Genomic DNA, 23802 nt, shown 5'->3' on the forward strand with positions numbered 1-23802 from the left:
TCATTCGTCGGGCAGTGGTTCCTCGCCCCAGGGCCACAGCCCAATGGATTGTCTACTTATCGATCCATCCGAGCCAAGATCACGAAGGAAGGTTGACTGAAACACGTCCCCTTGCACATCGGCTCAATCGTGCGATATGGAACACAAGTCGACCCGGTCCGGTCACGTCACGGAGCGAAACAACTCAAGGGCGAACAGGGTCCGTCCAATTCGGACACGGCCTGCCCACCAGGCAATTGCCGTGCGGGCAGGCGGTGTTACGCATCGACAAAGAGTCACTTCCTGTGTGGCCGATATGAGGGCCACGTTTCAGGACCCCGAGAGAGCTCACGAACGCAGATCAGCCACGGTCAAAGGCGTGACGGAGCGTCAGGCTCCGCAAAGAAAATCGAACACCGCGGATTCGGGTGGCACGTTAGTCTTCGTCCGAGCGGGACAGCGCTTCGGTGATCACGCGGGTGGCGAAGTCGGGGTCGTCGGCGATGCGGTTGATGTGCTCCGCGAGCAGGAAGGCGGTGGCCTCCAGGGGGTTCATCTCCGCCTCGGTCCAGTCTCCGTACTGCATGCGCCACAGGTTGGGGCTCAGCCCGGTGCCCGCGGCGATGACCAGACCGGCCATGGTGGGGATGACCTCGGAGGGAATGCTCTTGGGCATCATGCGCATCGTGGCGACGAGGTTGGGCACCACGTACTCGATGACATCCTTCCCATGCTCCTCGTGGGCCTTCCGCAGCCAAGTCATGAACATGTAGATCAGCGTGCACGTGCCGTTCAGCACGTCATCGAACCCCTTGGCGCCCAGCGACGCGATGAACTGGTCCATCAGCGCCTTCTGTTCGGGATCGGTCCCGGTCTTCCCGGCGTGGATCTCCTTGAGCCGAGAGTCAACCATCATGAGCGCCGCCCCGACGTCACCGACGGGAGCGTACCGGGGGTCACAGGGCGATGACGATGGCACAGGATTCCTCCTCGGACGACTGCGCCGGGTAGCGCGGCGTGTTCGTACAGTAATCGGCTGGTGGGATGGGCGCAGGGTTTATCACCCTTACGGTGACGGGGGGTTGGGGTGGCGCCTGGGAAGGAGGCGGCACGAAGGGGCCGTACGAGGGGACAGGGGGCGGAGGTTGATCGAGCTCACGGTGGATGCCGCCGGGCTGGCCCGCTTCCGATTTCGGGGTCTCGCCCCTGCACGAGGTCGCACCCGACACGTATGGCGCAGTACACGGTTCCCGCTGCTGTCGGAGCCGACCCTGGAAGACATCGGTTAGATACCGGACTTCCTCGACCCACCCCCCTCCGACCCCTCGCCCACCGTCGAGGAGGAACAGGCCGAGTCCTCTCGACACCGGCGCTACTGGGACCAGACTTTCGCCCCGCACTGCGCCGCCGCGAAGGCCGCCCTCGACGCGGAGATCGACCGGTGCGCCGGCCTGCTGACCCGGCCCGTCACCGCCGGATTCTTCAACGCCCTGTACCCCGGCATCCGTTGGGCGCAGACGGCAGACTGCGCGTTGACAGCAGGTTCACGATCGGGCTGACCGTGCCACTGATACTCCTACTGCCGTCGCTGGTGACACCGGGACCGGGCGCGGCAAGCTCACCGCACCCGCACCCGCACCCGCACCCGCACCTTCTCCACCGAACTGGCCCGCCTACTCGGCCCCACCCGCGCCGCCCTTCCCCGCGGACCTGGCCCGATCGACCTCCACCGCCCAACTCGCGGCACGCCACTACCTCAGCCCCGCCACCGTCTGTCCCGACCGGGGCTCGACTGGCGGGGAACAAGTAGGCACAGCGAGCGATGCCACGCTATGCAAACCGGCACGCGGCTCCTGTGTCTCAGCGGCGCGGGCTTCAACGACAAGGCGTACGGCGCGGCGGTTGCCGACCCCGGAGTCCAACTGGTCGGCCTGGAGACCCTCTACGGCATGGCCTGAGACGAAGCCCCGCCCAGAGTCCGGGCGGGGCAGGGCACGGCAGCGAGTCAGCCGCGTGCGGCGGGGCCATCCTCTCCAATGCCCCGAGGCATCAGGTCAGCACCAACCACCGCCGCCCGTCGATGAGTTCGCGGGCCGCATCAAGGTGACCGGCATGGCAGGCCGTCTCGGTGATGACGTGGAGCAGGACGTCCCGCAGGGTGTGCAGGTGGGGTTCGCCGAAGAGGTCGTGGGGCCACCAGGACAGGGCAGCGCCGGCCGGTGTTGCGGTGATGACCTCGTTCGCGTGGGCGATCTCCTGGCGGTAGCCGGCCAGTACCTCTTCGGCGGGGACGTCGGGCCCCACCTGCCAGGCGTCCTCGGAGTCGTCGAGGGACCGGATGACTTCCTGCTCCCCCATGACGACGGCACGGAACCAGAACTGCTCGACATCCAGGGCCAGATGCCGGACCAGGCCCAGGCAGTGCCAGCCGGACGGCAGCACCGGCCGCCGCAGCGCGTCGGAGTCGAGGCCTTCGAGGGCCCCCAGGATGTGGCGCCGCTGGCTCTCCAGCGAGGAGAGAAGCGCACGGATCTCGGGGTCTGTCGTAGTGGTCACGACTACGCAGGATGTCCCTTGCCCGTCCACCGTGTACAGAGACGGCAGCCAGCCAAGTCCTCCCGGGCGCCCCGACGGACAGGAAATCCGTTGCGCGCCGCTCGGGGCACTCCGTAGCGTCCCGGTGCATGACGCCTTCCCATGCCAGGCCCCCCTTTGTCGCCGATGAGCGTACGCAGTTGCTCGGCTGGCTCGATCTGCAGCGCTCGATCATCGGCTGGAAGTGCGAGGGCCTGTCCGAGGAGGACGCGCACCGGGCCGTGCTGCCCACCTCGCCTCTGATGACCATGGCGGGGATCGTGTCCCACATGCGATGGGTCGAGCACACCTGGTTCGAGGTCGTGTTCCTCGGCGGCCCTGCCGTCAGCCCTCAGTTCGACGAGACCGTCGAGGACGCCGACATGCGCGTCGAGGGCATCCCGCTCGCCCGGCTCCGCGCGGAGTACGCCGAGCAGTGCGCCAAGTCCAACGAGATCATCGCCGCGCACTCGCTCGACGAGACGGGCCGGCACCCGGACTACAAGGCGGGGAGCGCGACCCTGCGCTGGATGCTGCTGCACATGCTGGAGGAGACGGCACGGCACGCGGGTCATGCCGATGTCATCCGTGAGCTGCTCGACGGCGGCAAGGGGTACTACTAGCCCCGCCCTCGTACTGACCCCGCCCTCATGGTGGGGCTGGCTACACCACGGTTTCGGGGGTGTACGTCCTCGTGGCGGATGGGGCCTGAGCGGCATCGTTGACCTTGCTCAGCCAGTCCCCATTCGAAAGGTAACCGCCATGAAGCCGCAGCCCTCCTCCGCCGCAGTTCCCGGGCCGGTTGCCTCCTTCATGCGGTTCGTGGTGTTCGGCGGGGGCGTGGGCGTGCTGTCGAGCTTCGGTGTGGCGCTGCTCGCCGTGGCGATGCCCTGGGGGCTGGCCAACGCGGTGATCACCGTCGCCTCGACCGTCCTGTGCACCGAGCTGCACGCCCGGTTCACCTTCGGCGGCGGGCGGCGGGCCGAGTGGCGGCAGCATGTGCAGTCGGCGGGTTCGGCCGCGGCCGCCTTCGCGGTGACGTCGGCCGCCGTGTTCGTCCTGCACCTCGTGCAGTCGTCGCCGGGGATGCTGACCGAGCAGATCGTCTACCTCGGCGCCTCCGGGCTCGCCGGGATAGCCCGCTTCCTGGTCCTGCGCCTGTTCGTCTTCGCCGCCCGCGGGAACCAGAAGCAGAACCAGAACCGGGCCACGATCAAGGTCATGGCTCCGGTTCCGGTCCAGACTCCGGCTCCGGTCCGGGTCCCGGCGTTCGCCTAGAACCCCTCAGATACGACCCTCAGATACGACCCTCGGGTACGACCCTCAGATCGACACCGCCACCACGTTGTACGTCGTCTCCGGCGTCGGCGTGGTGGTGAAGCGCGCGTTGACCAGGTACAGGCGGTCGCCGAAGCGTGCGGCCGTGGTGGGTACGTCGAAGCGCGGGTCGGTGATCGTCGTCTGCAGCGTGGCCGTCGTGGCCGTCGCGTCCAGGTCCCACACGCTGATCAGGTTCAGCCGGTTCTGCACGACGTACAGCGTGCGGCCGATGCGCCACAGGCCGTCGCCGTTGACCACGTTGTCCGCGCCGACCAGCGTGATCGCGGTGGCGTACCCCGTCTTCACGTCGACGTTGTAGAGCACGCCGGGCGTGCTGCTGACCACGATCAGGCCGCGTCCGTCCGGGGTGCCGACGATGCCGTTGGCGTTGTTGACGTTCGGGGTCTGGACCCAGTCGCCGGTGAGGGGGAGGGCGCGGACCTCGCCGTCGCAGCCGCGCGGCACGCCGTAGAGGAAGGCGTCGCGGGAGTCGGTGAACCAGGCGTACTTGCCGAGGAGGGTGATGTCGTTGATGAAGTGGCCGGTCGCCTCGGTGAGTTGGTAGGTCGTGACCAGCTCGCCCGTGGCGGAGTCGACGATCCTGGCGACGCCCGTGCTGCCGGCTATGTACAGCAGGCCGTCGTCGTCCAGTTTGAGGCCGACGGATATCTGGCCGGTGCCGCCGGCGTAGAGGACCGAGCCCTCGCCGGTGCGCAGGTCGGTGCGGTAGACGGCGCCCGTGCCGCGCGAGCCCATGTAGGCGTACGGCCTTCTGCCGATGGCGATGCCCTCGGGGAGCCAGCCGTTGGGGAGCGCGAACTCGGTCGGCCAAGTGGCCGCCGAGGACGCGCTCGCGGTGCCGGCGCCGGCCGTCGCCAGGCCTAACGCGGCCAGAGCGGTGCCGCCCAGGACGGCACGGCGGGAGGGGCGGGAGGGGGTGTGGGGGTGGATCCGGGTCATGGTTCCGAGCCTCCGGGAAGGGGGGTGGGGAGCCAACTCTGTGGACAGTTGTGTTGACGGTTCCGTCTGTTCACAACGAACCACCCGGCACTCAAGTTCCTTACGCCTCACGGGTGTTGGCCACACCCCACCCCCACCCCCACTGTTCAACGCGGCTCGCGCACCACCACGATGTCGCCCGGCGGCACCGTCACCGAACCGCCCACCACCGGCTTCCCGCTGAGCAGTTCGACGGCCTCGGCCGCCACAGCCACCTCCGCACCCTCCCCCGCGTGGTCGATCAGGAACAGATAGTCGGCGTCCGCGCCGCGCCGCCGGGCCACCTCCACGCCCGCCGGAGCCGTACGGACCGGCTGCACGCCCGCCTCCCGGCGGATGAGGTCCAGGAGCCCGGCCATGGTCGCCGGGTCCGGGCGGGTGGCCAGGTACCAGGCCGACCCCGTCCCCCACGCGTGCCGCGTCACCGCCGGTACGCCCGTCAGCGGGCCCTCTGTGTAGGAGGTCACCGCCTCCGCGCCCTCAAGCCGCACCCGCTCCGACCAGAGCGTGGCCGTACCGCCCCCGCTCAGGCCGACGGACTCCTCGGGCAGCAGCGGGAACAGTTCGTCCGTGCGCACGCCCAGCGCCTCCCGGAACGCGCCCGGGTAACCGCCAAGGCGCACATGGCAGTTGGCGTCCACCGCTCCACTGTGGAAGCCGACCGCCAGCGTGCCGCCGCCCTCCGCGAAGGACGTCAGGTTGGCGGCTCCCTCGTCGTCCACCAGGTACAGGCTCGGGGCCAGCACCAGGCGGTACGCCGACAGGTCCGCGTCCGGGCGTACGAAGTCCACCGCCACGCCCGAGCGCCACAGCGGCTCGTACCAGTCACGCACGAGGTCCTGGTAGCGGAGCTTCTCGCTCGGCTGGGAGGGCAGTTCTACGGCCCACCGCGCGTCCCAGTCCCAGACGATCGCCACGTCCGACGCGCCCGTGCTGCCGCGCACCTCCGCCAACGCACCAAGATCCGCGCCGAGTTGGACCACGTCACGCCAGATCTGGCTGTCCGTGCCCGCGTGCGGCAGCATCGCCGAGTGCCACTGCTCGGCGCCCGCCTTCGCGGCCCGCCACTGGAAGTAGGCGATGCCGTCGGCCCCGTGCGCGACATGGGCGAGGGCGTTGCGGCGCAGCTCCCCCGCCGTCTTGGCCCGGTTGACCGGCTGCCAGTTCACCGCGCCCGTGGAGTGCTCCATGAGCAGCCAGGGGCCGCCGGCCAGCGAACGCATCAGGTCGCCGCTGATCGCGACGTCGATCTCCGACTCGGGATCGGCGGACATCAGATAGTGGTCGTTGGCGACCACGTCCAACTCCGGGGCCCAGCGCCAGTAGTCGAGGGCGTCGAAGTTGTACATCACCATGAAGTTGGTGGTGGCCGGGATGGCAGGGGCCGCCGCCCGCAGCACGTCCCGCTCCGCCACGTACAGCGACAGCAGCTCGTCGGAGCAGAAGCGCCGCCAGTCCAGCTGGTGGGTGGGGTTGGGGACGGCGCCGGTCGCGCGCGGCGGGATGATCTCGTCCCAGTCGTAGTACCACTGGCTCCAGAAGGTGGTGCCCCAGGCGTGGTTGAGGGCGCCCAGGTCATCCTCGTACTTGTTCCGCAGCCAGCGCCGGAAGGACGCGGCGCTCTCGTCGCAGTAGCACTCCGCGTTGTGGCAGCCGTACTCGTTGTGGACGTGCCACATCACCACGGCCGGGTGCTCGGCGTACCGCTCCGCCAGCGCGCCCGCGATCCGCAGGGCCGCACTCCGGTAGGCGGAGCTGCTCGGGCAGAACGTCTGGCGGCTGCCGTACGACAGGGTGCGGCCGTCCTTGTCCACCGGGAGTGCCTCCGGGTGGGCCCGGAAGAACCACGCCGGGGGTGCGGCGGTCGGGGTCGCCAGGTCGGCGGCGATGCCGTTGGCGTGGAGCAGGTCGAGGATCCTGTCCATGCGGGAGAAGTCGAACTCGCCCTCGGACGGCTCCATCAGAGCCCAGGAGAAGATGCCGACGCTGACCATGGTGACGCCGGCCTCGCGCATCAGGCGTACGTCCTCGGCCCACACCTCCTCGGGCCACTGCTCGGGGTTGTAGTCGCCGCCGTAGGCGATACCGGGGACATTCAGCACACGCTTCACTTCGCAACTCCCCCAAGAAGGCGGCGGGTTGTCTCCACGCCCCACTCGTCCAGCGACAGCAGCCGGTCACTCGACGCCATCAGACCGCCCGTCGCCTCGACATGCGCCGCCCAGCGTTCGCGGGTCTCCACGGACGGGCGGGCCATCAGACAGTCCGGGTCATTGACCCAGAGGCGGCCGTGCTGCCACTGGCGTCCGACGCCGGTGAACTCGGCGGCGTCCTGGCCGGGTTGGCTGAAGTCGCCGGCCTCGGGGCGGCGGTGCGGGGCGGTGTCGGCGCTGACCCGCATCGCGTCGAACAGGCCGATGGAGGCCAGGATCGGCGCTCCACAGCCCAGCAGGTAGGCGTCCTGGCCGATCGCCTCGCGGATGATGCCGATGCCGGCGCGGTAGGCGGCGAGGGCGTCGGACCCGTCGTGGCGTACGCCGTCCAGGGCGCCCGCGTACAGGAAGTCGACCTTGAAGTAGTCGTAGCCCTCGGCGCGCAGGGTCGTGAACACCTCGGTCAGGTACGCCGCCGCGGCCGGGTGGGTGGTGTCCAGGACGCACAGGTCGTGGCCCCAGTTGCGGCCGGCGTGGAGGGGACCGCCTTCGGCGTCCTTCACCAGCCAGTCGGGGTGTTCGGCGGCCAGTTCGCTCGCCGGGTCCACCAGGAAGGGGGCCGTCCAGATGCCCGCCCGGCGGCCACTCGCGCGGATGCGTTCGGCGATGCCCGCGCGGGAGCGGAAGCGGCCGGAGAGGGTGAGCCAGTCGCCGAGGGCCTTCTGGTAGCCGTCGTCGATCTGGACCACGTCGATGGGCAGGTCGAGGGTGTCCATCGCACGGAGGTTCTCGTGGATGTCGTCCTCGGTGACGTTCGTGAAGTACTCGTACCAGGAGCACCAGGCGGTCGGCGCCGGGCCCGGTGCCGCGAGCCCCAGCCCGTCGGCCCAGGCGGCCAGCGCCCCCTGGATGTCCCCTTCGTGGGTCAGCTCCGTCACCGGACCGTCGGCGCTCACCTCGGCGCGTCTGTCGCCTACCTCAAGGCGGATCGACGGGACCGTGACCGTGGGATCGGTCGCCGCCCACAGCCGCACCGGGGAACCGTCGCCCGGGTCGAGCGCCAGGAGCCCCTCGCCCTGGAAGGCACCGTCGGGCACGGTGACCCCGGGCCGGTAACAGACAGTCGCCCAGTTGTCGTTGGTCGGGCGGTACGGCTTCTCGCCGAGGGCGTAGGCGCCGCTGGGGCTCCAGGACTGCCAGCCCTCCTCGTGGACGCGAGCGGTGCGCGGGTCCACGGGGAGGGAGGCGATCGGAGTGAAGGGGTGGGGCACGGTGGTTCTCTTTCAAGTACGAGAGCGTCAGCCCTTGTTGGCTGTCAACCCTTGTTGGCGCCGAGCGTCAGGCCGCTGACGAACTGCCGCTGGAGCACGAAGTACACGATCAGCGTCGGGATCGCGGTGAGCAGGGCGCCGGCGGCGACCAGGTTGTTGTCGGTGAAGAACTGGCCGGAGAGGTTGTTGAGCGCCGAGGTGATCGGCATGTTCTCACCGGTCGAGATCAGCACGAGCGCCCAGAAGAAGTCGTTGTAGATCCAGATGGACAACAACGTGGCCAGGGCGGCCATCGCCGGACGGCACAGCGGCAGCACGACCTGCCAGTACATGCGCCACACCGAGGCGCCGTCGACGAGCGCGGCCTCGGTCAGCTCGTGCGGCAGCGAGCGCGTGTAGTTGCTCAGCACGAAGGCGCAGAAGCCCGACTGGAACGCGATGTGGATGAGGACCAGGCCGAGCGCGGAGTCGTACAGCTTGCCGCTCATCGTGATGCCGGGCAGGTCGATGAGCAGGTACAGGCGGTACAGCGGGGTGATGATGACCTGCTGCGGAAGCAGGTTGCCGGCCGTGAAGACCAGCAGCAGCGCCAGGTTGAGGCGGAAGTCGAAGCGGCTCACGTAGAACGCGACCATCGACGACAGGAACAGCGTCAGCAGCACCGCCGGCACGGCGATGATCATCGTGTTGACGAAGTAGTGCGACATGTCCGACTGCGTGAACGCGTTCGTGAAGTTCTCGAACGTCAGCTTGTCGGGCCAGGACACATACCCCTTCTCGCTGGTCTCCGAGTACGGCCGCAGGGCCGCGTAGACCGCCCACAGCAGCGGGGCGAGCCAGGCCAGCGCGGTGCCGGCCAGGAACACGTGCAGCAGGACCCGGGCGGGGCGGATGGGCGCACGGACCTTGCCCGTGACGTTCACGGCGTTGGTGCTCACAGTGCTCATGCGCGCCGCTCCTTCCGGAAGGTGCTGATCAGATACGGGATGATCACGACGAGCGAGATCACCAGCAGGACGACCGCGATGGCCGACCCGTATCCGATACGGCTGGACTCACCGATGATGTTGCTGGTCACCAGGATCGACAGCAGCTCGGTGCCCTGGGCGCCGCCGTTGAAGACGTAGACGAGGTCGAAGGCGCGCAGCGCCTCGATGATCGTGACGACGAGGACGACGGTGTTGGTGGGCCGCAGCGTGGGGAAGATGACGTTCTTGAAGGTCTGCCACTCGTTGGCGCCGTCCAGCGAGGACGCCTCGCGCAGCGAGGGGTCGACGCCCTTCAGGCCGGCCAGGTACAGGATCATCATGTAGCCGGTGTGGCGCCAGGACGCGGCGACGAGGATGGCCCACAGGTTGAGGTCCGGGTCGCCGATCCAGTCGATGTACTTGCCCGGCTGGTTGGCCCCGATCAGGCTGTTGATCAGGCCCGTGTCGGGGTTGTAGACGAGCTGCCACACAAAGCCGATGACGGCCATGGACAGCACGACGGGCAGGAAGAACGCCGTCTGGTACACCCGGCTGAACTTGATCTTCTTGTCCAGCTGCACGGCCAGGAACAGGCCCATGGGCGTCGGGATGGCGATCAGCACGACGAACCAGATGACATTGTGCTGGACGGCGGGCCAGAACTGCGGGTTCTGCTCGAACAGTTCCTTGAAGTTCTGCAGCCCGACCCACTGGATCGTGTCGAAGCCGATGCCGTCCCAGGTGGTGAACGCCAGGAGGATCGAGGCGAGGGCCGTCACCCATACGAGGGCGATGTGCAGAAACGTCGGCAGGCCCGCCATGAAACCCAGCACGACACGGTCGCGGCGGGTCAGCAGGCGGCGGTGCCCCTGGGGCACCTTGGTCTTCTTGGCGGGGGCAGCGCCCGGAGGCGGCACGGCGGCCGCCTCCGGGGTCTCCTTGATGTCGGTGCTCATGACGAGGCGAAGATCGTCTTCTTCTGGCGCTCGATCGAGGTCAGCAGACTGTCGACGCCCTTGGGGTCACGGATGAACTTCTGCAGCGCCGGCTGCATCACCGTCGAGGTGAAGTCCGGGCGGCTGTCGCGGTCCATGAACTGGGTGAGGCTCTTGGCCCCGCTGATCATGTCGTACGCCTTCTTCTGCAGAGCGGTGTACGAGGAGGTGTCGGCCGTGCTGGAGGCGGCGACGACGCTCGAGTCGGCCTTGAGGTAGATCGCCTCGGCCTCGGGGGTGCCGAGGAACTCCAGGAGCTTGACGGCGCCCGTGTGGTTCTTGGGGCTCTTGCTCATCATGTAGCCGTCGGTCGGCGCCTCGACGGTGTCCTGGCCGAACTCGGAGCTGATCTCCGGGAAGGGGAAGAAGTCGAGGTCGTCCTGGTCGGCCTTGTTGGTGAACTGCTGGCCCACGAAGGAGCCCAGCAGGTACATGCCCGCCTTCTTCGACACCAGTGTCTGGGCAGCGTCCTGCCAGGTGCGGCCGGTCGCTCCCTCCTGGTGGTAGGGGAGGATCTCGGTCCACAGGTCGAAGGCCTTGCGCACCTTGGCGTCGGTCCAGGAGGCCTTGCCCGCCATCAGCTCGACGTGGAAGTCGTAGCCGTTCGTCCGGAAGTTGAGCTGGTCGAAGGTGCCGAGGGCCGGCCAGGCGTCCTTGTCGCCGAAGGCGATCGGGACGAGCCCGTCCTTCTTCATCTGCTTGCAGAGAGCGACGAAGTCGTCCCACTTGGTGGGGACCTCGTAGCCGTACTGCTTGAAGACGCTCTTGCGGTAGAAGATCGCCCAGGGGTACGTGTCCAGCGGGACGAAGTAGTACTTGCCGTCCGCGCCCTTGCTGAGCTTCTTCATCGCGTCCGGGAAGTTGTCCCCGATCTTCTCCCAGACGTCGTCGAGGGGGGTGGCGAGACCCTTGGCCGCGAAGAACTGCATGCGGTAACCGGCGAACCAGTTGAACACGTCGTCCGGCGTGCCCTGCAGATACGCGTTGATCTGCTCCTGGAAGGTGTTGTGGTCCTTGGTGTTCACGTCGACCGTGATCCCGGACTGCTTCTTGAAGGCCGCGTAGATCTCGGCGTAGGCCTTCTTCGGGACCGCGTCGGAGCCGTTGGAGCCGAGGGTGACGGTCTTCGGGTCAGCAGCAGTACCGCTGCCGCCGCAGGCGCTGAGCAGGGGAATACCGGCGCCGAGAGCGGCGGCGCCGCCTATGCCGCGCAGCACGCTGCGGCGGCTCGGGCCCGGAACGACAAGACCGGACGGGGAGAGGTGCATGACGGCTCCTGTGAGGGCAGGGTTCGGCCGTGGACCGCGCCGCGCTGAAGACCAGTCGAAACCAACCAGAAATCAACTTGACCGAACATCGTGGGCGTAATGACAGCTCTTTGTCCGGTCATGCGTCAAGACCTGCCAGTCCACGTTGTGGAAACGTGACCGACACACACTTGATCGACTTCTCCGCCTCAAAGGCCCCACACGTGCGTGTTCGTCTCGCTGGTACTCCGCTAGCGGATCACCACGGACTTCGTCTCGGTGACCTGGTCGATGTCGGACACCCTGATCGTCACCTTCATCGTCCAGGTGCCCGCGATGGGCAGGTTGAGGGAGCTGGTGCCCCAGTAGCCGCCCTTGTCGGTCACCTTCGCGTCCAACGGGCCGATGTCCTGGCTTGCGAGCGTGAAGGAGAGGCGGAGTTCGGGGACGGTGGCGATACCGCCGTCGGCGCCGAAGACCACGGCCTCCACCGTGTTCTCGCCCACGCGCCCGGCGTCGAGGGTGATCTGGACCTTGCCGCGTCCGCCCGGGGTTCCCACGTCGAAGGGGACGACCGTCACCGACGCCGCGGGCAGGCCGGTGGCGGGAGCCGCCTCGGCCGCCTCCGCCGCCGCGCGGCCCGGCAGGGTTCCGGTGAGTACGCTCGTGATCACCAGGACTACGACGCCGAGAGCGACCTCGGCGAGCACGGAGCGGCGCAGGGCGCGGGCGTCCACGGGGGCCGGCGCCGGGGCCTCCGGCTTGGGAAGCGGTGGGCCGCCGGCCGGCTCCGGTACCCGTTCCCGTACGGCCGCCTCGGCGTCCGCCGTCACCAGGCTCGCCGTCGTCCAGCGGCGTGAGTAGGCCGCGGCCGCCAGCAGCAGCACCACCGCGATCAGCTTGACGGTCAGGAGTCTGCCGTACGTCGTTTCCGTGAGCGCGCTCCAGGAGCCCAGGCCGCGCCAGGACTGGTAGACGCCGGTGATGACCAGGACGGTTACCGAGGTCAGGGCGAGTTTGGAGAAGCGGGTGGCTGGGAGGGGGTCGGCGGTTGGGGAGCGGTAGAGGGTGATGAGGAGGGCTGTCAGACCGCCCAGCCAGACCGACATGGCTAGGAGGTGCAGTACAGAGGATGTGATCGCGACAGGGACCTGGATGCCTGCGGAGGCGTGTTCGGCCGACGCCCAGGTGAGGGCCAGGGCTATTGCCAGGGCTGTGCCCGGCGCCCAGTACTTCGCCGGGTAGGTGGTTCGTTGGCTGTCCGCCGGTGGGGGCTGGTCGCGCCCACGCGGCGGTAGCCGCAAATTCAACACAGCCCCGCGCCCCTGAAGTCGGACCAGCACAGCCACTGCAAGAAGCAGCGCCAGACGCACCAGTAGGGCCACTCCCGGGCGGCCCGTCAGCGTGCGCGTGAGAGCCCCGGAGTCGAAGGCCGTCTCCGGGCCCGTTCCCGTCTCGTAGGGGCCCCTCAGGACGAGCAAGGCCACCGTCGTCGCCACCAGGGTCCACCAGGCCGCCACCAGGGGCCTGCGCAGGGGGCCGGGGTCCTTGGGGCGGCAGGCCGCGATGAAGACGAGGGGGCCGATGAGGAGGGCCACGGCCAGGTAGGCGCCGTAGCGGAGGATGTTGTAGAGGCTGGCCGTGGCCGGGTTTTCCACCGGGCCCGTGTCTATCGTCGCCGTCGTCGCGGACGGTTTGCCGATGGAGAAGGTGAAGGCGCCGGCGACGGGGTGGCTGTCGGCGGAGACGACGCGCCAGGCCACCGTGTAGGTGCCGGTGGCGAGCTTCGCGGGCAGGGTGACGCCGGCGGTGCGGGAGCCGCCCTGCCCGTGTTCCGCGTCGCCGATCTTGACCCGCTGATTCTCGGGGTCCAGGACGCGGAAGGAGTCGTCGAGGAGGCCGACGGACTCGGTGAAGGTCAGGGTGATGTCGCGGGGGGCCGACTTGAGGACGACTCCGTCTCCGGGGTCGCTGTCGCGGAGGGCCGCGTGCGCCGACGCGGGTCCCGCCCCGCCGAAGAGGAGCAGGACCAGCAGGGCGCCCAGCAGCACCAGCCCTTGAAGTCCCCGCCGCCCGGCCCGCCCCTCGCCGTACCCTCGGCCCACGTCACATCTCCGTCGTGCTTCGGCTGTTCCTTCGACTGTTCGGCCACCTCGATAGTTACGTACGCGAAACGCGCCCTGCTCACCACGTCGGCCGCGCGGACACCCCTCCGTCCACGACCAGGTCGTGCCCCGTGACCCAGGACGAGAGCGGGGAGGCGAGGAAAACGCAGGCGTCACCGATGTCCTCCGGGCGCCCCAACCGCCCGACGGGCGCCGCCTGTTCCCACCGCCGCACCCCTTCGGGCCAGGCCTCCGCGAGCCCTTCCCGGTCGATCAGCCCGGGCGAGACCGTATTCACACGGATGCCGAAACTCCCGTACTCCAGCGCCGCCGACCGCGCGTGCATCACGACGGCCGCCTTGGACGCGGAGTAGTGCGCGTGGGCGGGCGCGGGCTGCCGAGCCTCGATGGAGGCGATGTGGGTGATGCTCCCGCCCTTGCCCCGCATCACCTCGGCCGCCGCCTGCGTACACGCGAAGACACTCGACAGGTTGGCGTCGACGACCTCCCGCCACTGCGCCGCCGTCATCCCGGGCAGCTCCCGCGTCGGCTGCACACCCGCGTTGTTGACCAGCGCGGTCAGCCGCCCGCCGCCCCACTCGGCGGCATCGTCGACGAGCCGCCGGCACGCGTCCTCGTCGGTCAGATCGGCTTGCAGTACGACGGCCCGCGTCCCGAACTCCCGTACCCGCGCCGCCACTTCACGCGCCGCCTCCACCCCCGTACGACAGTGCACGGCGACCGCGGCCGCCCCCTCCTCGGCGAACCGCAGGGCGATGCCGCGCCCGATGCCCCCGCCCGCGCCGGTGACCAGGGCGACCTGGCCGTTGAGAAGAGTGCCGCCGAGAAGACTCATGGGCGGCAGAGTTCCACGATCCGCGCGGCCCGTGCCGGATAGCGCGCGGTGAGTTCCGTCGCGTTCCCGTGCTCGTAGCCCTCGTAGGTGAAACCGGGTGCCATGGTGCAGCCGAAGAAGGTCCAGGCGCCGCCCGCGACGACCCGCCCGCCCATCCAGGTCCCGGCCGGGACGGTGAACTGGGGGTGCTGGCCCCCCAGGATGTCCGGCCCCAGCACGACCGTCCTCGACGTCCCGTCCGGAAAGAGCAGCAGGAGCTCCAGCGGGTCGCCGAGGTAGAAGTGCCAGACCTCGTCCGAGGGCAGGCGGTGCAGGGCCGAGTAGTCGTCCGGTGCGGCGGTGAGCAGGGCGACTATCGCGGAGCCCTCGGGGCGCCCGTCGGCCCGCGCCGGCCCCTCCCACGTACGACGGAACAGCCCGCCCTCGCGGGGGATGGGCTCCAGTCCGTAGTGGGCGACGAGGTCTTCCGGCGTCAACGTCACCCGGGGAAGGCTATCGTCCGGGGAAGAAAGGCCAGTCGGGCGTTCTTCTTGGGGAGATAGACGTCGGGGATGTCGATCTCCGGGAGGACGACGACGGGCCCGGCGACGAAGCCGTGGCGCAGGAAGCGGTCGATGGCCTTGATGTTGCCGACATCGGGGTCGACGACGACGCGCTGCCGGTCGAGGCCGACGAGCACGTAGGCCGTGAAGGCGGTCAGCAACGCCGAGGACCAGCCGGGGCGTGCCCCTTCCGGCCCGGCGGGCGCGAGCAGCAGATGGATGCCGATGTCACCGGGCCGCACCTCGTAGGCCTCACTCACCCGGTCGGCTTCCGGCTCGTACGTCTGGAGCAGCGCGACCGGCTCCCCGTCCTTCACGGCGAGGAAGGCGTGATGGGTGTCGAGGGTCTCCATATGGGCGTAGATCTCGGCGACTTGCTCCCGCGTGAGGCCGTTCATGCCCCAGAAGGACGCGCGTTCCTCGCTCACCCAGCCGTGGACGGTCCCGGCGTCGGCGTGCGGGTCGAGGGGGAGGATACGGACGGTTCCGAACCCGTCGACGACCTGCTCGTGGACGGCCGGACGGTCGGCGGCGTACTGCTCAGGCATGGGGGTCCTTCGTCTCCTCTACGAGTTCTTCGAGTGTGAGCTGGTCCCAGTCGGTGACGACGGGGGCGAGATCTCCCTTGAGCCACAAGGGGAGTTGATCACGGTGATGGGCCGAACCGGGCACCCCGGAAGCCCCGAAGGGAACCACCCAACGACTGTCCTCACGCCGGGCCAGATCCCAGACGTAACGTGCGGCCGGCCCACGCGCGGCAAGGTCGGTGAGCCCGGGCACGGCGGAGGTGCAGAGCACGCAGTCATGGTCGCCGGAGAGGCCGGGTTCGTCGTAGGGGGTGTCGGTCGTCATCGCGCGCCAGGGGACGAGGCGGTGGGTGTCGCCCCAGGTGGCGGGGGTGGGTGACCGGGCGGCGACCTCTTCCAGGGCCTCGCGGACGATCGCCGGCCGATCGATGCCGTACGACTCCTCCAACCCCTGGACCCTGAGCAGGTTTTCGAGCGCGAAACCGATGCGGGGGAGGAGGCCGAGCCAGGGGAGGAAGACCTCGGGGTAGGCGGGCGGGGCCGCGAGTACGGCGAACGCGGGGTGCGCCGCGAGACGTCGTACGACCGCACTGCGCACGGCGGCGTAAACGGCGGCACCTGTGCTGGTCGCCTCCATGCGGCGGTCCCAGCGCAGGAGGCTCTCCCTGGTGCGGGCGGCTGCGGGGGAGAGATCGCCGAGGGCTGCGAGGTGGTCCAACAGGGCGTCGGCGGAGGCGAGATGGGTGTCCGTGTGGATCGCGGGCATGTCGTCGGCCGACCACACCTCCCGCTCCCCCAGCAGCGCGGCGATGCGGTCGGCGCGATGACTCGCGGCGAACTCGACGCCCAGGGGGGTGGCCAGACCACGCTGATTGGCCATCACGGCGACACCATCGGCGAGTTCGGCCCGGGGCATCTCATGCCAACCGACCCACTCGTGACCGGGCTCCCAGGCGGGCACGAGCCGGGTGCGGTTGTCCGTACCGCGAACCGGGACCCGCCCGGCGACCCGGTGCAGCAGCCCGCCCTTGGCGTCGGCAGCCTGAACGACATTGACAGGCTCGGCCCACAGGTCGAAGGCCCGGTCCACGTCGGCGACTCGGCGGGCGCGGAGGAGGGGGAGCAGGGCACCGAAGCCGAGGTCACCGGTGACGCGGGGCGGGTAGCGGAGGCTGATGGCGACGGGGTCGGTCCGGCCGCCGTCGAGGTTGCCGGGCGCGGAGTTGCCGAGGCCGGGAAGCTCGGGGGCGTCGAGAGCGGCCGGGTCGCCGACGAGGCCCTCCGGACCGCCGGTGACAGCCTGGGCGCCCGCGAGCCGCTCCTGGCCCACGATGACGCCCGGACCAGCGACCAGCCCCTCCGAACCACCGCTGCCAGCCTGGCCGTCGGCGAAACCCTCCACGCCCCCGCCGACGCCCGGGCCGTCGCCCAGGCCCTCCTCATCCCCGATGACGACCGGACCGTCGACCAGCCCCTCCGGCCCCCCGATGACCACCGGCCCCCGCTCCGTCTCGATCACCTCGACCTCAACCGGCTCCCCGCCCGCCACCTCGACGGTCTCCGTGTGCCGCGCGGCACGAGCCCACGTGCCGTCGGGGCCGAGGGCCTCGATGCCGGCCCCCGTGCGCCGCAACCGCTCCCGGTACAGGTCCTGGTAGTCGGCCATGGCGTTGGTGATGGACCAGGCGACCGTGCCGGTGTGGCCGAAGTGGGCGATGCCGGGGACGCCGGGGACGGCGAGGCCGATGACGTCGAACTCGGGGCAGGCGAGGCGGATTTGCTGGTAGACGCCGGGGTCCTCGATGAAGCGGTGCGGGTCGCCCGCGATGACGGCCTGGCCGGTGCTGGTGCGTTCACCGGCGACGATCCAGCCGTTGCTGCCGGAGGTACCGGTGCCGTCGGTGGCGAACAGGGCGACCACGTCGGGGCCGAGATGCCGGACGACCTGCTCGCGCCACAGCTTGGCCGGGAAGCCGGCGAAGAGGATGTGCGTGGCGAGCCAGACGCCGAGCGGGGTCCAGGCCTGCCAACGGCCGGGCGCGAGGCCGACGGCATCGAACTCGGGGGCGGTGCTTCCCGCGAGCCCTTCGTTCACCCCGTCCACATACGCGCGAACCCAGTCCGCGGTCTCCGGATCCCGTTCCTCCAGCGCGGCGAAACAGCGTCGCGCGGTGTCGTCGAGGCGGACGCGTCTCGCGAACAGGTCCCAGTGCAGGGCGTCGGTGCCGAGGAAGGACGCCGAGGTGCCCTGGGCGCGATGCCGTTCGACCTCCAGCTGCCAGGCCCGGTCGAGGGCGGTGACCCGGCCCTGGGCGCGGGCGAGTTCGAGCGCGCTGCCCGCTCGCAGATGCGGGATGCCCCAGGCATCGCGATAGATCTCGGTACCCACCCTTTGACCCTTCTGTTCTTTAGGTTAGCCTTGCCTAACTATCTGCTCGGTGAGGAAATCGTACGCGAGGGGTGAAGAGACGATGGGGCAGGGTCACGGCTGGGAGGGCGCGGTCCTCAAGCTGCTGCGTGGCAAGGACTTCGTGTTCACCGTGACGGGCGCCGAGGACGTCACCCCGCACTACCGGCGGCTGCACTTCACGGACGGCGGCATGCTCGCGGCCACCGGAGTCCACCCGACCATGTGGGTCCGGCTGTGGTTCGAGAACGCCGGCCGGCCGCACCAGCGGGCGTACACGCTCGTCGACCCCGATCCGGCGGCCGGCACCTTCAGCTTCGAGTTCGCCCTGCACGACGGCCCCGCCTGCGACTGGGCCCGGTCGGCCAAACCCGGCGACACCATCGAGGCGACGGTCCACGGCTCGGCCTTCGACCAGCCCGCCCCCGCCCCCTCCCACGTCTTCGCGATCGCCGACCCGGCCTCCCTGCCCGCCCTCAACTCCCTCCTCGACGCCCTCGGTTCCGCCCCGGCCACGATCTGGTTCGAGGGCACCGCCGACGACCTCCCCTGCCGCGCCGACCCGTCCCGCCACGACATGCGGCAGATCCTGCGCCTGAACTCCGGCACCCACCTCGTCGAGCGGGTGAAGGCGGACCTGCCCGACTTGCTCAAGGCCAGCCCGGACCCGTACGTCTGGATCGCCTGCGACACGACGACGACCCGCGCGCTGAGTTCGTACGTGCGCAAGGACCTGGCCCTCCCGAAACAACGGGTGCACGCACTGGGGTACTGGCGCGCGGCCTGAACCCGTACGCGGCATCATCGACCCATGGACGTCACCCTGCACCTCGCCCAGGACCCCGAGGCCGACGAACTGCTCGGCCGCAGCCCCCTCGCCGCGCTCACCGGCATGCTGCTTGACCAGCAGGTGCCCATGGAGTGGGCGTTCAAGGGACCGGCGACGATCGCCGGCCGCATGGGTGCGGACGACCTCGACGCGCACGAAATCTCGGTGTACGACCCCGATGCCTTCGCCGCGCTCCTGTCGGAGAAGCCCGCCGTGCACCGCTACCCCGGTTCGATGGCCAAGCGGATCCAGCAGCTGTGCCAGTACCTCGTCGAGCACTACGACGGGAACGCCGAGCTCGTCTGGAAGGGCGTCGACGACGGACGCGAGCTGCTGAAGCGGCTTGAGGACCTCCCCGGGTTCGGCAAGCAGAAGGCCCAGATCTTCCTGGCCCTCCTTGGCAAGCAGCTCGGGGTCCGCCCGAAGGGCTGGCAGGAGGCCGCCGGCGCCTACGGCGAACCGGAGTCCTTCCGTTCCGTCGCCGACATCACCGGGCCGGAGTCGCTCGCCAAGGTCCGCGCGCACAAGCAGGAGATGAAGGCGGCGGCGAAGGCCGCGAAGAAGTAGGGGCAGGACTCACTGGATTCACGGGTTCAGCCGGGTGGCCCGCGCCGGTTGCGGGTCCCGGGCCGCAGGTCCATACATGGAACATGAACGAGCCACCGAGCGGCTCCCCCTCCTGGGGCCCGGAGTACGACGACCGCCGGGCACACGCCACACGCACGCGTGAAGCACCCGCCCCCGAGCCCCCGTTCGAGGGCCCCCTGCACGCCCTGTCCCGCACCGCCTGGCAGGCCGTCCTGCTCACCGGCGTCGCGTCCCTGATCCTGGGCATCCTGGTCCTCGTCTGGCCGGGCGCCTCCATCTTCGCGGCCGGCATCCTGTTCGGCCTCTACCTCCTCTTCAGCGGCATCCTCCAGCTGGCCTCCGCCTTCGGCACCCACCGGACGACGTCCCTGCGCGTCCTGGCCTTCATCAGCGGCGCCCTGTCGATCCTGCTGGGCCTGTTCTGCTTCCGCGGACCCATGCAGTCGATCCTGCTGCTCGCCCTGTGGATCGGCATCGGCTGGCTGATCCGCGGCATCACCCAGACCCTGGCCGCCATCCACGACCCCACGATGCCCGCACGCGGCTGGCAGATCTTCCTCGGCGTCGTCACGTTCATCGCCGGAATCGTGCTGATCGACTCCCCGTTCGAGTCGGTCGCCGTACTCACCCTCGTCGGCGGCATCTGGCTGGTCGTGGTCGGCGCCGTCGAGATCATCACGGCGCTCCGGATCCGAGGCGGCGCCCAGCGCGTGCCCCGCACCGTGTGACCGCGTCAACCTCATGCCCCATCGGTACGCCGAGCGAGCGGTTCTCACAGCGAACGCGATGAAAGAGGTACGCCCGACGGGCAGACGACCTCGTATGAGCCCCGCCGCCCCGCGCCGCAACACCTGGCTACGGGCCCTCGTCCTCCTGCTCGCCCTGCTCGTCCCGGGCGCGCACAGCGAGGCGTACGCCGTACCGGTCACGGCCATGGCGAGCGAGGCCGCCGAACCCGACGTACTCGACACGGCGCTACGACTCCCGATGCGGGGCTGCCGGCGCCCCGCCGCACCCCTGCGCCCTGCGGCACCCGCGGTCCCGCACACCCCCCGCTGTGTTCCGGCCCCGCCCCGGCCGCCGTACGGGCCGCCGACCCCGCGCTCGGTGATCCTGCGCTGCTGATCGACCGCTCCCACCCCGAGCAAGGTCAGTCAGTTCGACGCAACAGACACAAGGAACACAGACATGTCCACAGACCCGTACGCGGTCCTGCGGGCCCTGTTGCGCGCGGAAGCCGTACGCAACGCGCCCAAACCAGAACCGACGAAGGAGCCCCAGCCGCAACAGGCCCCGAAGGAACGGGAGCACTGAGCGTCCGGCGGAGGCGGGGCCCCCTTGTGGAGTTACCGCCTCCGCTTGCCTTGTACATGCCTCTCCCGGGCGCCTCGGGCGCAGTTGCCGGTGGCACGGTCTCGCTGTCGCTCATGTCGGACCTCTTTTTCCCGTCACGTTCCCGTCACGGTTCCCGTTTCAACCGTTTTGTGGCACCTTTTCCGGCGTCGCACTGCGTCTCCATGGCTGCGCCCGGAAGGTCTTGACCGGTAGGCTTTCCGTGTGATCTTCAAGCGCATCGGAAACGGCCGGCCGTACCCCGACCACGGCCGGGAAAGCACCCGGCAGTGGGCGGACGTCGCGCCGCGCCCGGTCCGCCTCGATCAACTCGTGACGACCAAGGGCCAGCTCGACCTGGAAACCCTCCTCGCCGAGGACTCGACGTTCTACGGCGACCTCTTCGCGCACGTCGTGAAGTGGCAGGGCGACCTGTATCTGGAGGACGGCCTCCACCGCGCGGTCAGGGCGGCCCTGCAACAGCGCCAGGTGCTGCACGCGCGCGTGCTGGAACTGGACTAGAGCCCGCCCTCAAGGCCTGCCCGACGCCACTTCCCGGTAACGGGTTGGCCCTTTCGGGTTCTTCTTCACGGTGTCCAATGATCATTTAGTAGGCATCGTCGCTCAGGCGCACTACGCTGCGCTCATGAGCATGCTCACTCCCCCTGGCATGGGCGGCCAGTACCGGATCACGGGGGACAAGTACCCGCGAATGCGCCGACCCCGGCGGCGGGGCAGGCTCGTCGCCCTGTCCGTCGTCTCCGTCACCGTGCTCGGCGTGGCCGGCTGGGGCACCCTGCAGCTCATCGACGTCTTCACGGGCGGCGGCGAGAAGGCATCGGCGGCCGGCCCCAAGGCGGACTGCTCGACCAAGGCGAGCCCCTCGGCCAGTTCGAGCACGGGCACGGGCTCAGGAACAACCGCGGCCGCCCTGCCCAAGCCCGGCAAGATCACGGTCAACGTCTTCAACGCCACGCCCCGCGCCGGCCTGGCCGCGGACACCGCGGACGAACTGAAGAAGCGCGGCTTCCGCATCGGCGAGGTCGGCAACGCGACGGAGCAGTTCGACAAGAAGGTCGACGGCACCGGGATACTGCTCGGCCCCGCGTCCGCCCTGAAGAGCTCGCTGCCCGTGCTCGGCACCCAGCTGGCCACAGCCGAGCAGCGCACCGACGCGGCCCGCAAGGGCACCGACATCGACCTGATCCTCGGCACCGGCTTCAAGTCGCTCACGACGAAGGCGGCCGCCGACAAGGCACTGGCCAAGCTGGCCGCGCCGCAGCCGACGGCCACCTCCACGAAGAAGACCTGCTGAGCCGAGCTGTCGTACGGGCCGCCTACTCGGCGGCCCCGTACATCCGGTCCCCCGCGTCGCCCAGGCCCGGCACGATGTAGCCGTGCTCGTTGAGGCGCTCGTCGACCGACGCCGTCACGACCGTCACCGGGGCGCCCGCGAGGTCGCGCTCCATGACCTCGACGCCCTCCGGCGCGGCGAGCAGCACCACGGCGGTCACGTCGTCGGCGCCGCGCTTGATGAGTTCCCGGATCGCCGCGACCAGGGTGCCGCCGGTGGCGAGCATCGGGTCGAGGACGTACACCTGGCGGCCCGAGAGGTCCTCCGGCATGCGCGTGGCGTACGTGGAGGCCTGGAGGGTCTCCTCGTCGCGGATCATGCCCATGAAGCCCACCTCGGCGCTCGGCAGCAGCCTGACCATGCCCTCCAGCATGCCGAGACCCGCCCGCAGGATCGGGACGACCAGCGGGCGCGGGTAGGAGAGTTTGACGCCCGTGGTCGAGGCGACCGGCGTCGTGATGTCGACCTGTTCGGTGCGCACATCGCGCGTGGCCTCGTAGGCGAGCAGGGTGACCAGCTCGTCGGCGAGGCGGCGGAAGGTCGCGGAGTCGGTGCGCTGGTCGCGCAGCGTGGTGAGCTTGTGGGCGACCAGGGGGTGGTCGACGACGTGGAGGCGCATGGGCTAACACTAACCGGGCCGCCGTCACCCTCGCGCTGGCATCAAACCGCCCATCAGGGGGAAAGTGGGAGGACGGACTGGGGTGGTGTGCCTATGCCTGACCGTGAGTCCCGAGCGGACGCGTCACAGCGCGAGACCGACGCCGAGCGGCGCCGACGACGGGCGCAGTTCCTGCGCGAGCTGACCGAGGCACGCGAACTGCGCGACCGTGTCCAGCCCCGCCGCGCCAAGACCGCCCGCCTCCGCCACGCCGTGCGCATGCGCACATTCCGCTGGTAACCGGACGGCGGCCGGGGCAACCGGAGGCGCAACTCGGGGGCGCCCGCGTGCATATGCGGCGCCTGGGCCGCGTACGATCCGCAGGTGGCGGCAGCGAGTGCGCTGGTGAGTCCCGTACGGACACGAGATCGGAACAGCCGGACACACAGGGAGCCGAAGACGTCCCCTGAACGCTCCGTTTCTGCCACGATTCCGAGTGGGCGGGCTCGGAGCGCAGCTCTCCCCGCCCAACCAACCTCCGCCGGGGGGACCCCCAACCGGCACGCCTATGACCAGTGGGAGAGTCACGGTGTACTTCGCCGCACTGCTCGCGCGCACCGAAGACGGGTGGGAAGCGAGCGACACAGAGCTCGACGATGTGGAGACCCTGTCGGATCTGGCCGACCTCGCCCGGGAAGCCTCGACCGAGGACGACACGGTGCTCGTACTGATCGAGCAGGAAGACGCGTGGTTCGGCGTCGTCCGCGTGGACGGCGAGGAAGACCCTCGCATCTACGTCTCGGACGCCGCCGCCGCAGCCCGCAGTTCGTACGGCGAGATCCTGCTCACCGATGAGCTGCTCGGACGGGATCCGGGTGACGACGACGTCGCCGACCTGGACGCCCTGGATCTCGACGGTACGGAAGACGGGGAAGGAGAAACCGACGAGGACGAGGATGACGGCGACGAAGCCGCCGCCTCGGCCGACGCCGTCCCGCACAGCCCCGTCGGCGACACGGAGATCCTCGATGATCTCGGTGTCGGCGAGAAGGAGCTGCGCGCCCTGGACGCGGACGACGCGCTGAGCGCCATCGCCGAGGCGCTGGGCGCCTCGGAGGTCCTGGAGACGGTGCGCTGAGCGGACAGGAGCCGTCCGAC

General features: G+C 69.7%; 26 protein-coding genes. 12 read left to right on the forward strand and 14 right to left on the reverse strand.

The annotated features are described in order from the left end of the window. Positions 1-415: 415 nt before the first annotated feature. Entirely contained in the window at positions 416-895 is a 480-nt protein-coding gene (locus AC5DRG_RS25870) for a hypothetical protein (protein WP_491801814.1), read from the reverse strand. 916 nt (positions 896-1811) lie between these two features. Here AC5DRG_RS25870 and AC5DRG_RS25875 point away from each other — a divergent pair. Next, positions 1812-1937: a hypothetical protein gene (locus tag AC5DRG_RS25875; RefSeq protein ID WP_491801815.1), complete on the forward strand. Its 126-nt coding sequence runs from the start codon at positions 1812-1814 to the stop codon at positions 1935-1937. Positions 1938-2028: 91 nt separating this feature from the next. Here the strand turns inward: AC5DRG_RS25875 and AC5DRG_RS25880 are convergent, their stop codons facing one another. Continuing rightward, positions 2029-2535 (reverse strand): DinB family protein, encoded by a 507-nt coding sequence (locus tag AC5DRG_RS25880; RefSeq protein ID WP_491801816.1) that lies wholly within the window; start codon positions 2533-2535, stop codon positions 2029-2031. Positions 2536-2663: 128 nt separating this feature from the next. Between AC5DRG_RS25880 and AC5DRG_RS25885 the strand changes: the two genes are divergently transcribed. Both AC5DRG_RS25885 and AC5DRG_RS25890 read left to right on the forward strand, forming a co-directional pair. Continuing rightward, on the forward strand, positions 2664-3176 hold the full coding sequence (locus tag AC5DRG_RS25885; protein ID WP_491801817.1) for a DinB family protein: 513 nt from the start codon (positions 2664-2666) through the stop codon (positions 3174-3176). Positions 3177-3315: 139 nt separating this feature from the next. Then, positions 3316-3831, forward strand: a complete 516-nt coding sequence (locus AC5DRG_RS25890) for a GtrA family protein (RefSeq protein ID WP_491801818.1) — start codon at positions 3316-3318, stop codon at positions 3829-3831. Positions 3832-3876: 45 nt separating this feature from the next. Here the strand turns inward: AC5DRG_RS25890 and AC5DRG_RS25895 are convergent, their stop codons facing one another. From AC5DRG_RS25895 to AC5DRG_RS25945, 11 genes are all read right to left on the reverse strand, one after another. Next, positions 3877-4833, reverse strand: coding sequence for an SMP-30/gluconolactonase/LRE family protein (locus tag AC5DRG_RS25895; protein WP_491801819.1), 957 nt, complete (start codon positions 4831-4833; stop codon positions 3877-3879). A gap of 146 nt (positions 4834-4979) precedes the next feature. Next, positions 4980-6983 (reverse strand): beta-galactosidase, encoded by a 2004-nt coding sequence (locus AC5DRG_RS25900; protein ID WP_491801820.1) that lies wholly within the window; start codon positions 6981-6983, stop codon positions 4980-4982. Then, a complete protein-coding gene (locus AC5DRG_RS25905) occupies positions 6980-8296 on the reverse strand; it encodes a glycoside hydrolase family 36 protein (protein WP_491801821.1) in 1317 nt (438 codons plus the stop codon). Before AC5DRG_RS25905 ends, AC5DRG_RS25900 begins: the two co-directional genes overlap by 4 nt. Positions 8297-8340: 44 nt before the next feature. Beyond that, on the reverse strand, positions 8341-9243 hold the full coding sequence (locus tag AC5DRG_RS25910; protein WP_491801822.1) for a carbohydrate ABC transporter permease: 903 nt from the start codon (positions 9241-9243) through the stop codon (positions 8341-8343). Beyond that, entirely contained in the window at positions 9240-10220 is a 981-nt protein-coding gene (locus tag AC5DRG_RS25915) for a carbohydrate ABC transporter permease (protein ID WP_491801823.1), read from the reverse strand. Before AC5DRG_RS25915 ends, AC5DRG_RS25910 begins: the two co-directional genes overlap by 4 nt. Beyond that, positions 10217-11527: an ABC transporter substrate-binding protein gene (locus AC5DRG_RS25920; RefSeq protein WP_491801824.1), complete on the reverse strand. Its 1311-nt coding sequence runs from the start codon at positions 11525-11527 to the stop codon at positions 10217-10219. Before AC5DRG_RS25920 ends, AC5DRG_RS25915 begins: the two co-directional genes overlap by 4 nt. Before the next feature lie 230 nt (positions 11528-11757). Next, positions 11758-13557, reverse strand: a complete 1800-nt coding sequence (locus AC5DRG_RS25925) for a copper resistance CopC/CopD family protein (protein WP_491813155.1) — start codon at positions 13555-13557, stop codon at positions 11758-11760. Between the two features lie 133 nt (positions 13558-13690). Beyond that, the gene (locus AC5DRG_RS25930; RefSeq protein WP_491801825.1) at positions 13691-14467 is read right to left on the reverse strand and encodes an SDR family NAD(P)-dependent oxidoreductase; all 777 of its coding nucleotides are present in this window, start codon (positions 14465-14467) and stop codon (positions 13691-13693) included. After that, positions 14464-14943 (reverse strand): cupin domain-containing protein, encoded by a 480-nt coding sequence (locus tag AC5DRG_RS25935; protein WP_491813156.1) that lies wholly within the window; start codon positions 14941-14943, stop codon positions 14464-14466. The genes AC5DRG_RS25930 and AC5DRG_RS25935 overlap by 4 nt, the downstream gene beginning before the upstream one ends. Positions 14944-14945: 2 nt before the next feature. Beyond that, on the reverse strand, positions 14946-15557 hold the full coding sequence (locus AC5DRG_RS25940; protein WP_491801826.1) for a GNAT family N-acetyltransferase: 612 nt from the start codon (positions 15555-15557) through the stop codon (positions 14946-14948). Then, entirely contained in the window at positions 15550-17925 is a 2376-nt protein-coding gene (locus AC5DRG_RS25945) for a penicillin acylase family protein (RefSeq protein WP_491801828.1), read from the reverse strand. The genes AC5DRG_RS25940 and AC5DRG_RS25945 overlap by 8 nt, the downstream gene beginning before the upstream one ends. A gap of 82 nt (positions 17926-18007) precedes the next feature. Here AC5DRG_RS25945 and AC5DRG_RS25950 point away from each other — a divergent pair, with 82 nt between their 5' ends. The 7 genes from AC5DRG_RS25950 (at position 18008) to AC5DRG_RS25980 (ending at position 22007) form a co-directional block, all read left to right on the forward strand. Continuing rightward, entirely contained in the window at positions 18008-18730 is a 723-nt protein-coding gene (locus tag AC5DRG_RS25950; RefSeq protein WP_491801829.1) for a siderophore-interacting protein, read from the forward strand. A gap of 24 nt (positions 18731-18754) precedes the next feature. Then, positions 18755-19339, forward strand: coding sequence for an HhH-GPD-type base excision DNA repair protein (locus AC5DRG_RS25955; protein ID WP_491801831.1), 585 nt, complete (start codon positions 18755-18757; stop codon positions 19337-19339). 83 nt (positions 19340-19422) lie between these two features. Continuing rightward, the gene (locus AC5DRG_RS25960) at positions 19423-20088 is read left to right on the forward strand and encodes an HdeD family acid-resistance protein (protein WP_491801832.1); all 666 of its coding nucleotides are present in this window, start codon (positions 19423-19425) and stop codon (positions 20086-20088) included. 94 nt (positions 20089-20182) lie between these two features. Further along, complete coding sequence (locus AC5DRG_RS25965; RefSeq protein ID WP_491801833.1) at positions 20183-20485, forward strand: hypothetical protein; 303 nt, start codon at positions 20183-20185, stop codon at positions 20483-20485. A gap of 63 nt (positions 20486-20548) precedes the next feature. Further along, a complete protein-coding gene (locus AC5DRG_RS25970; protein ID WP_491801834.1) occupies positions 20549-20674 on the forward strand; it encodes a hypothetical protein in 126 nt (41 codons plus the stop codon). Between the two features lie 243 nt (positions 20675-20917). Then, on the forward strand, positions 20918-21214 hold the full coding sequence (locus AC5DRG_RS25975) for a type II toxin-antitoxin system VapB family antitoxin (protein ID WP_003999914.1): 297 nt from the start codon (positions 20918-20920) through the stop codon (positions 21212-21214). A 124-nt stretch (positions 21215-21338) separates the two neighbouring features. Further along, positions 21339-22007 carry a LytR C-terminal domain-containing protein gene (locus AC5DRG_RS25980; RefSeq protein WP_491801835.1) on the forward strand — a complete coding sequence of 223 codons (669 nt, stop codon included), beginning with the start codon at positions 21339-21341 and terminating at the stop codon, positions 22005-22007. A 22-nt stretch (positions 22008-22029) separates the two neighbouring features. Here AC5DRG_RS25980 and upp read toward each other — a convergent pair whose 3' ends face one another. Beyond that, positions 22030-22665, reverse strand: coding sequence for a uracil phosphoribosyltransferase (gene upp / locus AC5DRG_RS25985; RefSeq protein WP_491801836.1), 636 nt, complete (start codon positions 22663-22665; stop codon positions 22030-22032). A gap of 93 nt (positions 22666-22758) precedes the next feature. Here upp and AC5DRG_RS25990 point away from each other — a divergent pair, with 93 nt between their 5' ends. Continuing rightward, entirely contained in the window at positions 22759-22944 is a 186-nt protein-coding gene (locus tag AC5DRG_RS25990) for a hypothetical protein (protein ID WP_491801837.1), read from the forward strand. A 289-nt stretch (positions 22945-23233) separates the two neighbouring features. Then, positions 23234-23782, forward strand: a complete 549-nt coding sequence (locus AC5DRG_RS25995; RefSeq protein ID WP_491813157.1) for a tRNA adenosine deaminase-associated protein — start codon at positions 23234-23236, stop codon at positions 23780-23782. The last annotated feature ends 20 nt before the right edge of the window (positions 23783-23802 follow it).

The organism is Streptomyces sp. JLBG701 (assembly GCF_058544905.1).

Coding starts and splice junctions, on each gene's coding strand:
- AC5DRG_RS25970 (WP_491801834.1), top strand. CDS start 20,549: ATGTCCACAGACCCGTACGCGGTCCTGCGGGCCCTGTTGCGCGCGGAA.
- AC5DRG_RS25885 (WP_491801817.1), top strand. CDS start 2,664: ATGACGCCTTCCCATGCCAGGCCCCCCTTTGTCGCCGATGAGCGTACG.
- AC5DRG_RS25875 (WP_491801815.1), top strand. CDS start 1,812: ATGCAAACCGGCACGCGGCTCCTGTGTCTCAGCGGCGCGGGCTTCAAC.
- AC5DRG_RS25890 (WP_491801818.1), top strand. CDS start 3,316: ATGAAGCCGCAGCCCTCCTCCGCCGCAGTTCCCGGGCCGGTTGCCTCC.
- AC5DRG_RS25965 (WP_491801833.1), top strand. CDS start 20,183: ATGAGCCCCGCCGCCCCGCGCCGCAACACCTGGCTACGGGCCCTCGTC.
- AC5DRG_RS25960 (WP_491801832.1), top strand. CDS start 19,423: ATGAACGAGCCACCGAGCGGCTCCCCCTCCTGGGGCCCGGAGTACGAC.
- AC5DRG_RS25980 (WP_491801835.1), top strand. CDS start 21,339: ATGAGCATGCTCACTCCCCCTGGCATGGGCGGCCAGTACCGGATCACG.
- upp (WP_491801836.1), bottom strand. CDS start 22,665: ATGCGCCTCCACGTCGTCGACCACCCCCTGGTCGCCCACAAGCTCACC.
- AC5DRG_RS25910 (WP_491801822.1), bottom strand. CDS start 9,243: ATGAGCACTGTGAGCACCAACGCCGTGAACGTCACGGGCAAGGTCCGT.
- AC5DRG_RS25955 (WP_491801831.1), top strand. CDS start 18,755: ATGGACGTCACCCTGCACCTCGCCCAGGACCCCGAGGCCGACGAACTG.
- AC5DRG_RS25990 (WP_491801837.1), top strand. CDS start 22,759: ATGCCTGACCGTGAGTCCCGAGCGGACGCGTCACAGCGCGAGACCGAC.
- AC5DRG_RS25930 (WP_491801825.1), bottom strand. CDS start 14,467: ATGAGTCTTCTCGGCGGCACTCTTCTCAACGGCCAGGTCGCCCTGGTC.
- AC5DRG_RS25895 (WP_491801819.1), bottom strand. CDS start 4,833: ATGACCCGGATCCACCCCCACACCCCCTCCCGCCCCTCCCGCCGTGCC.
- AC5DRG_RS25870 (WP_491801814.1), bottom strand. CDS start 895: ATGATGGTTGACTCTCGGCTCAAGGAGATCCACGCCGGGAAGACCGGG.
- AC5DRG_RS25920 (WP_491801824.1), bottom strand. CDS start 11,527: ATGCACCTCTCCCCGTCCGGTCTTGTCGTTCCGGGCCCGAGCCGCCGC.
- AC5DRG_RS25940 (WP_491801826.1), bottom strand. CDS start 15,557: ATGCCTGAGCAGTACGCCGCCGACCGTCCGGCCGTCCACGAGCAGGTC.
- AC5DRG_RS25950 (WP_491801829.1), top strand. CDS start 18,008: ATGGGGCAGGGTCACGGCTGGGAGGGCGCGGTCCTCAAGCTGCTGCGT.
- AC5DRG_RS25915 (WP_491801823.1), bottom strand. CDS start 10,220: ATGAGCACCGACATCAAGGAGACCCCGGAGGCGGCCGCCGTGCCGCCT.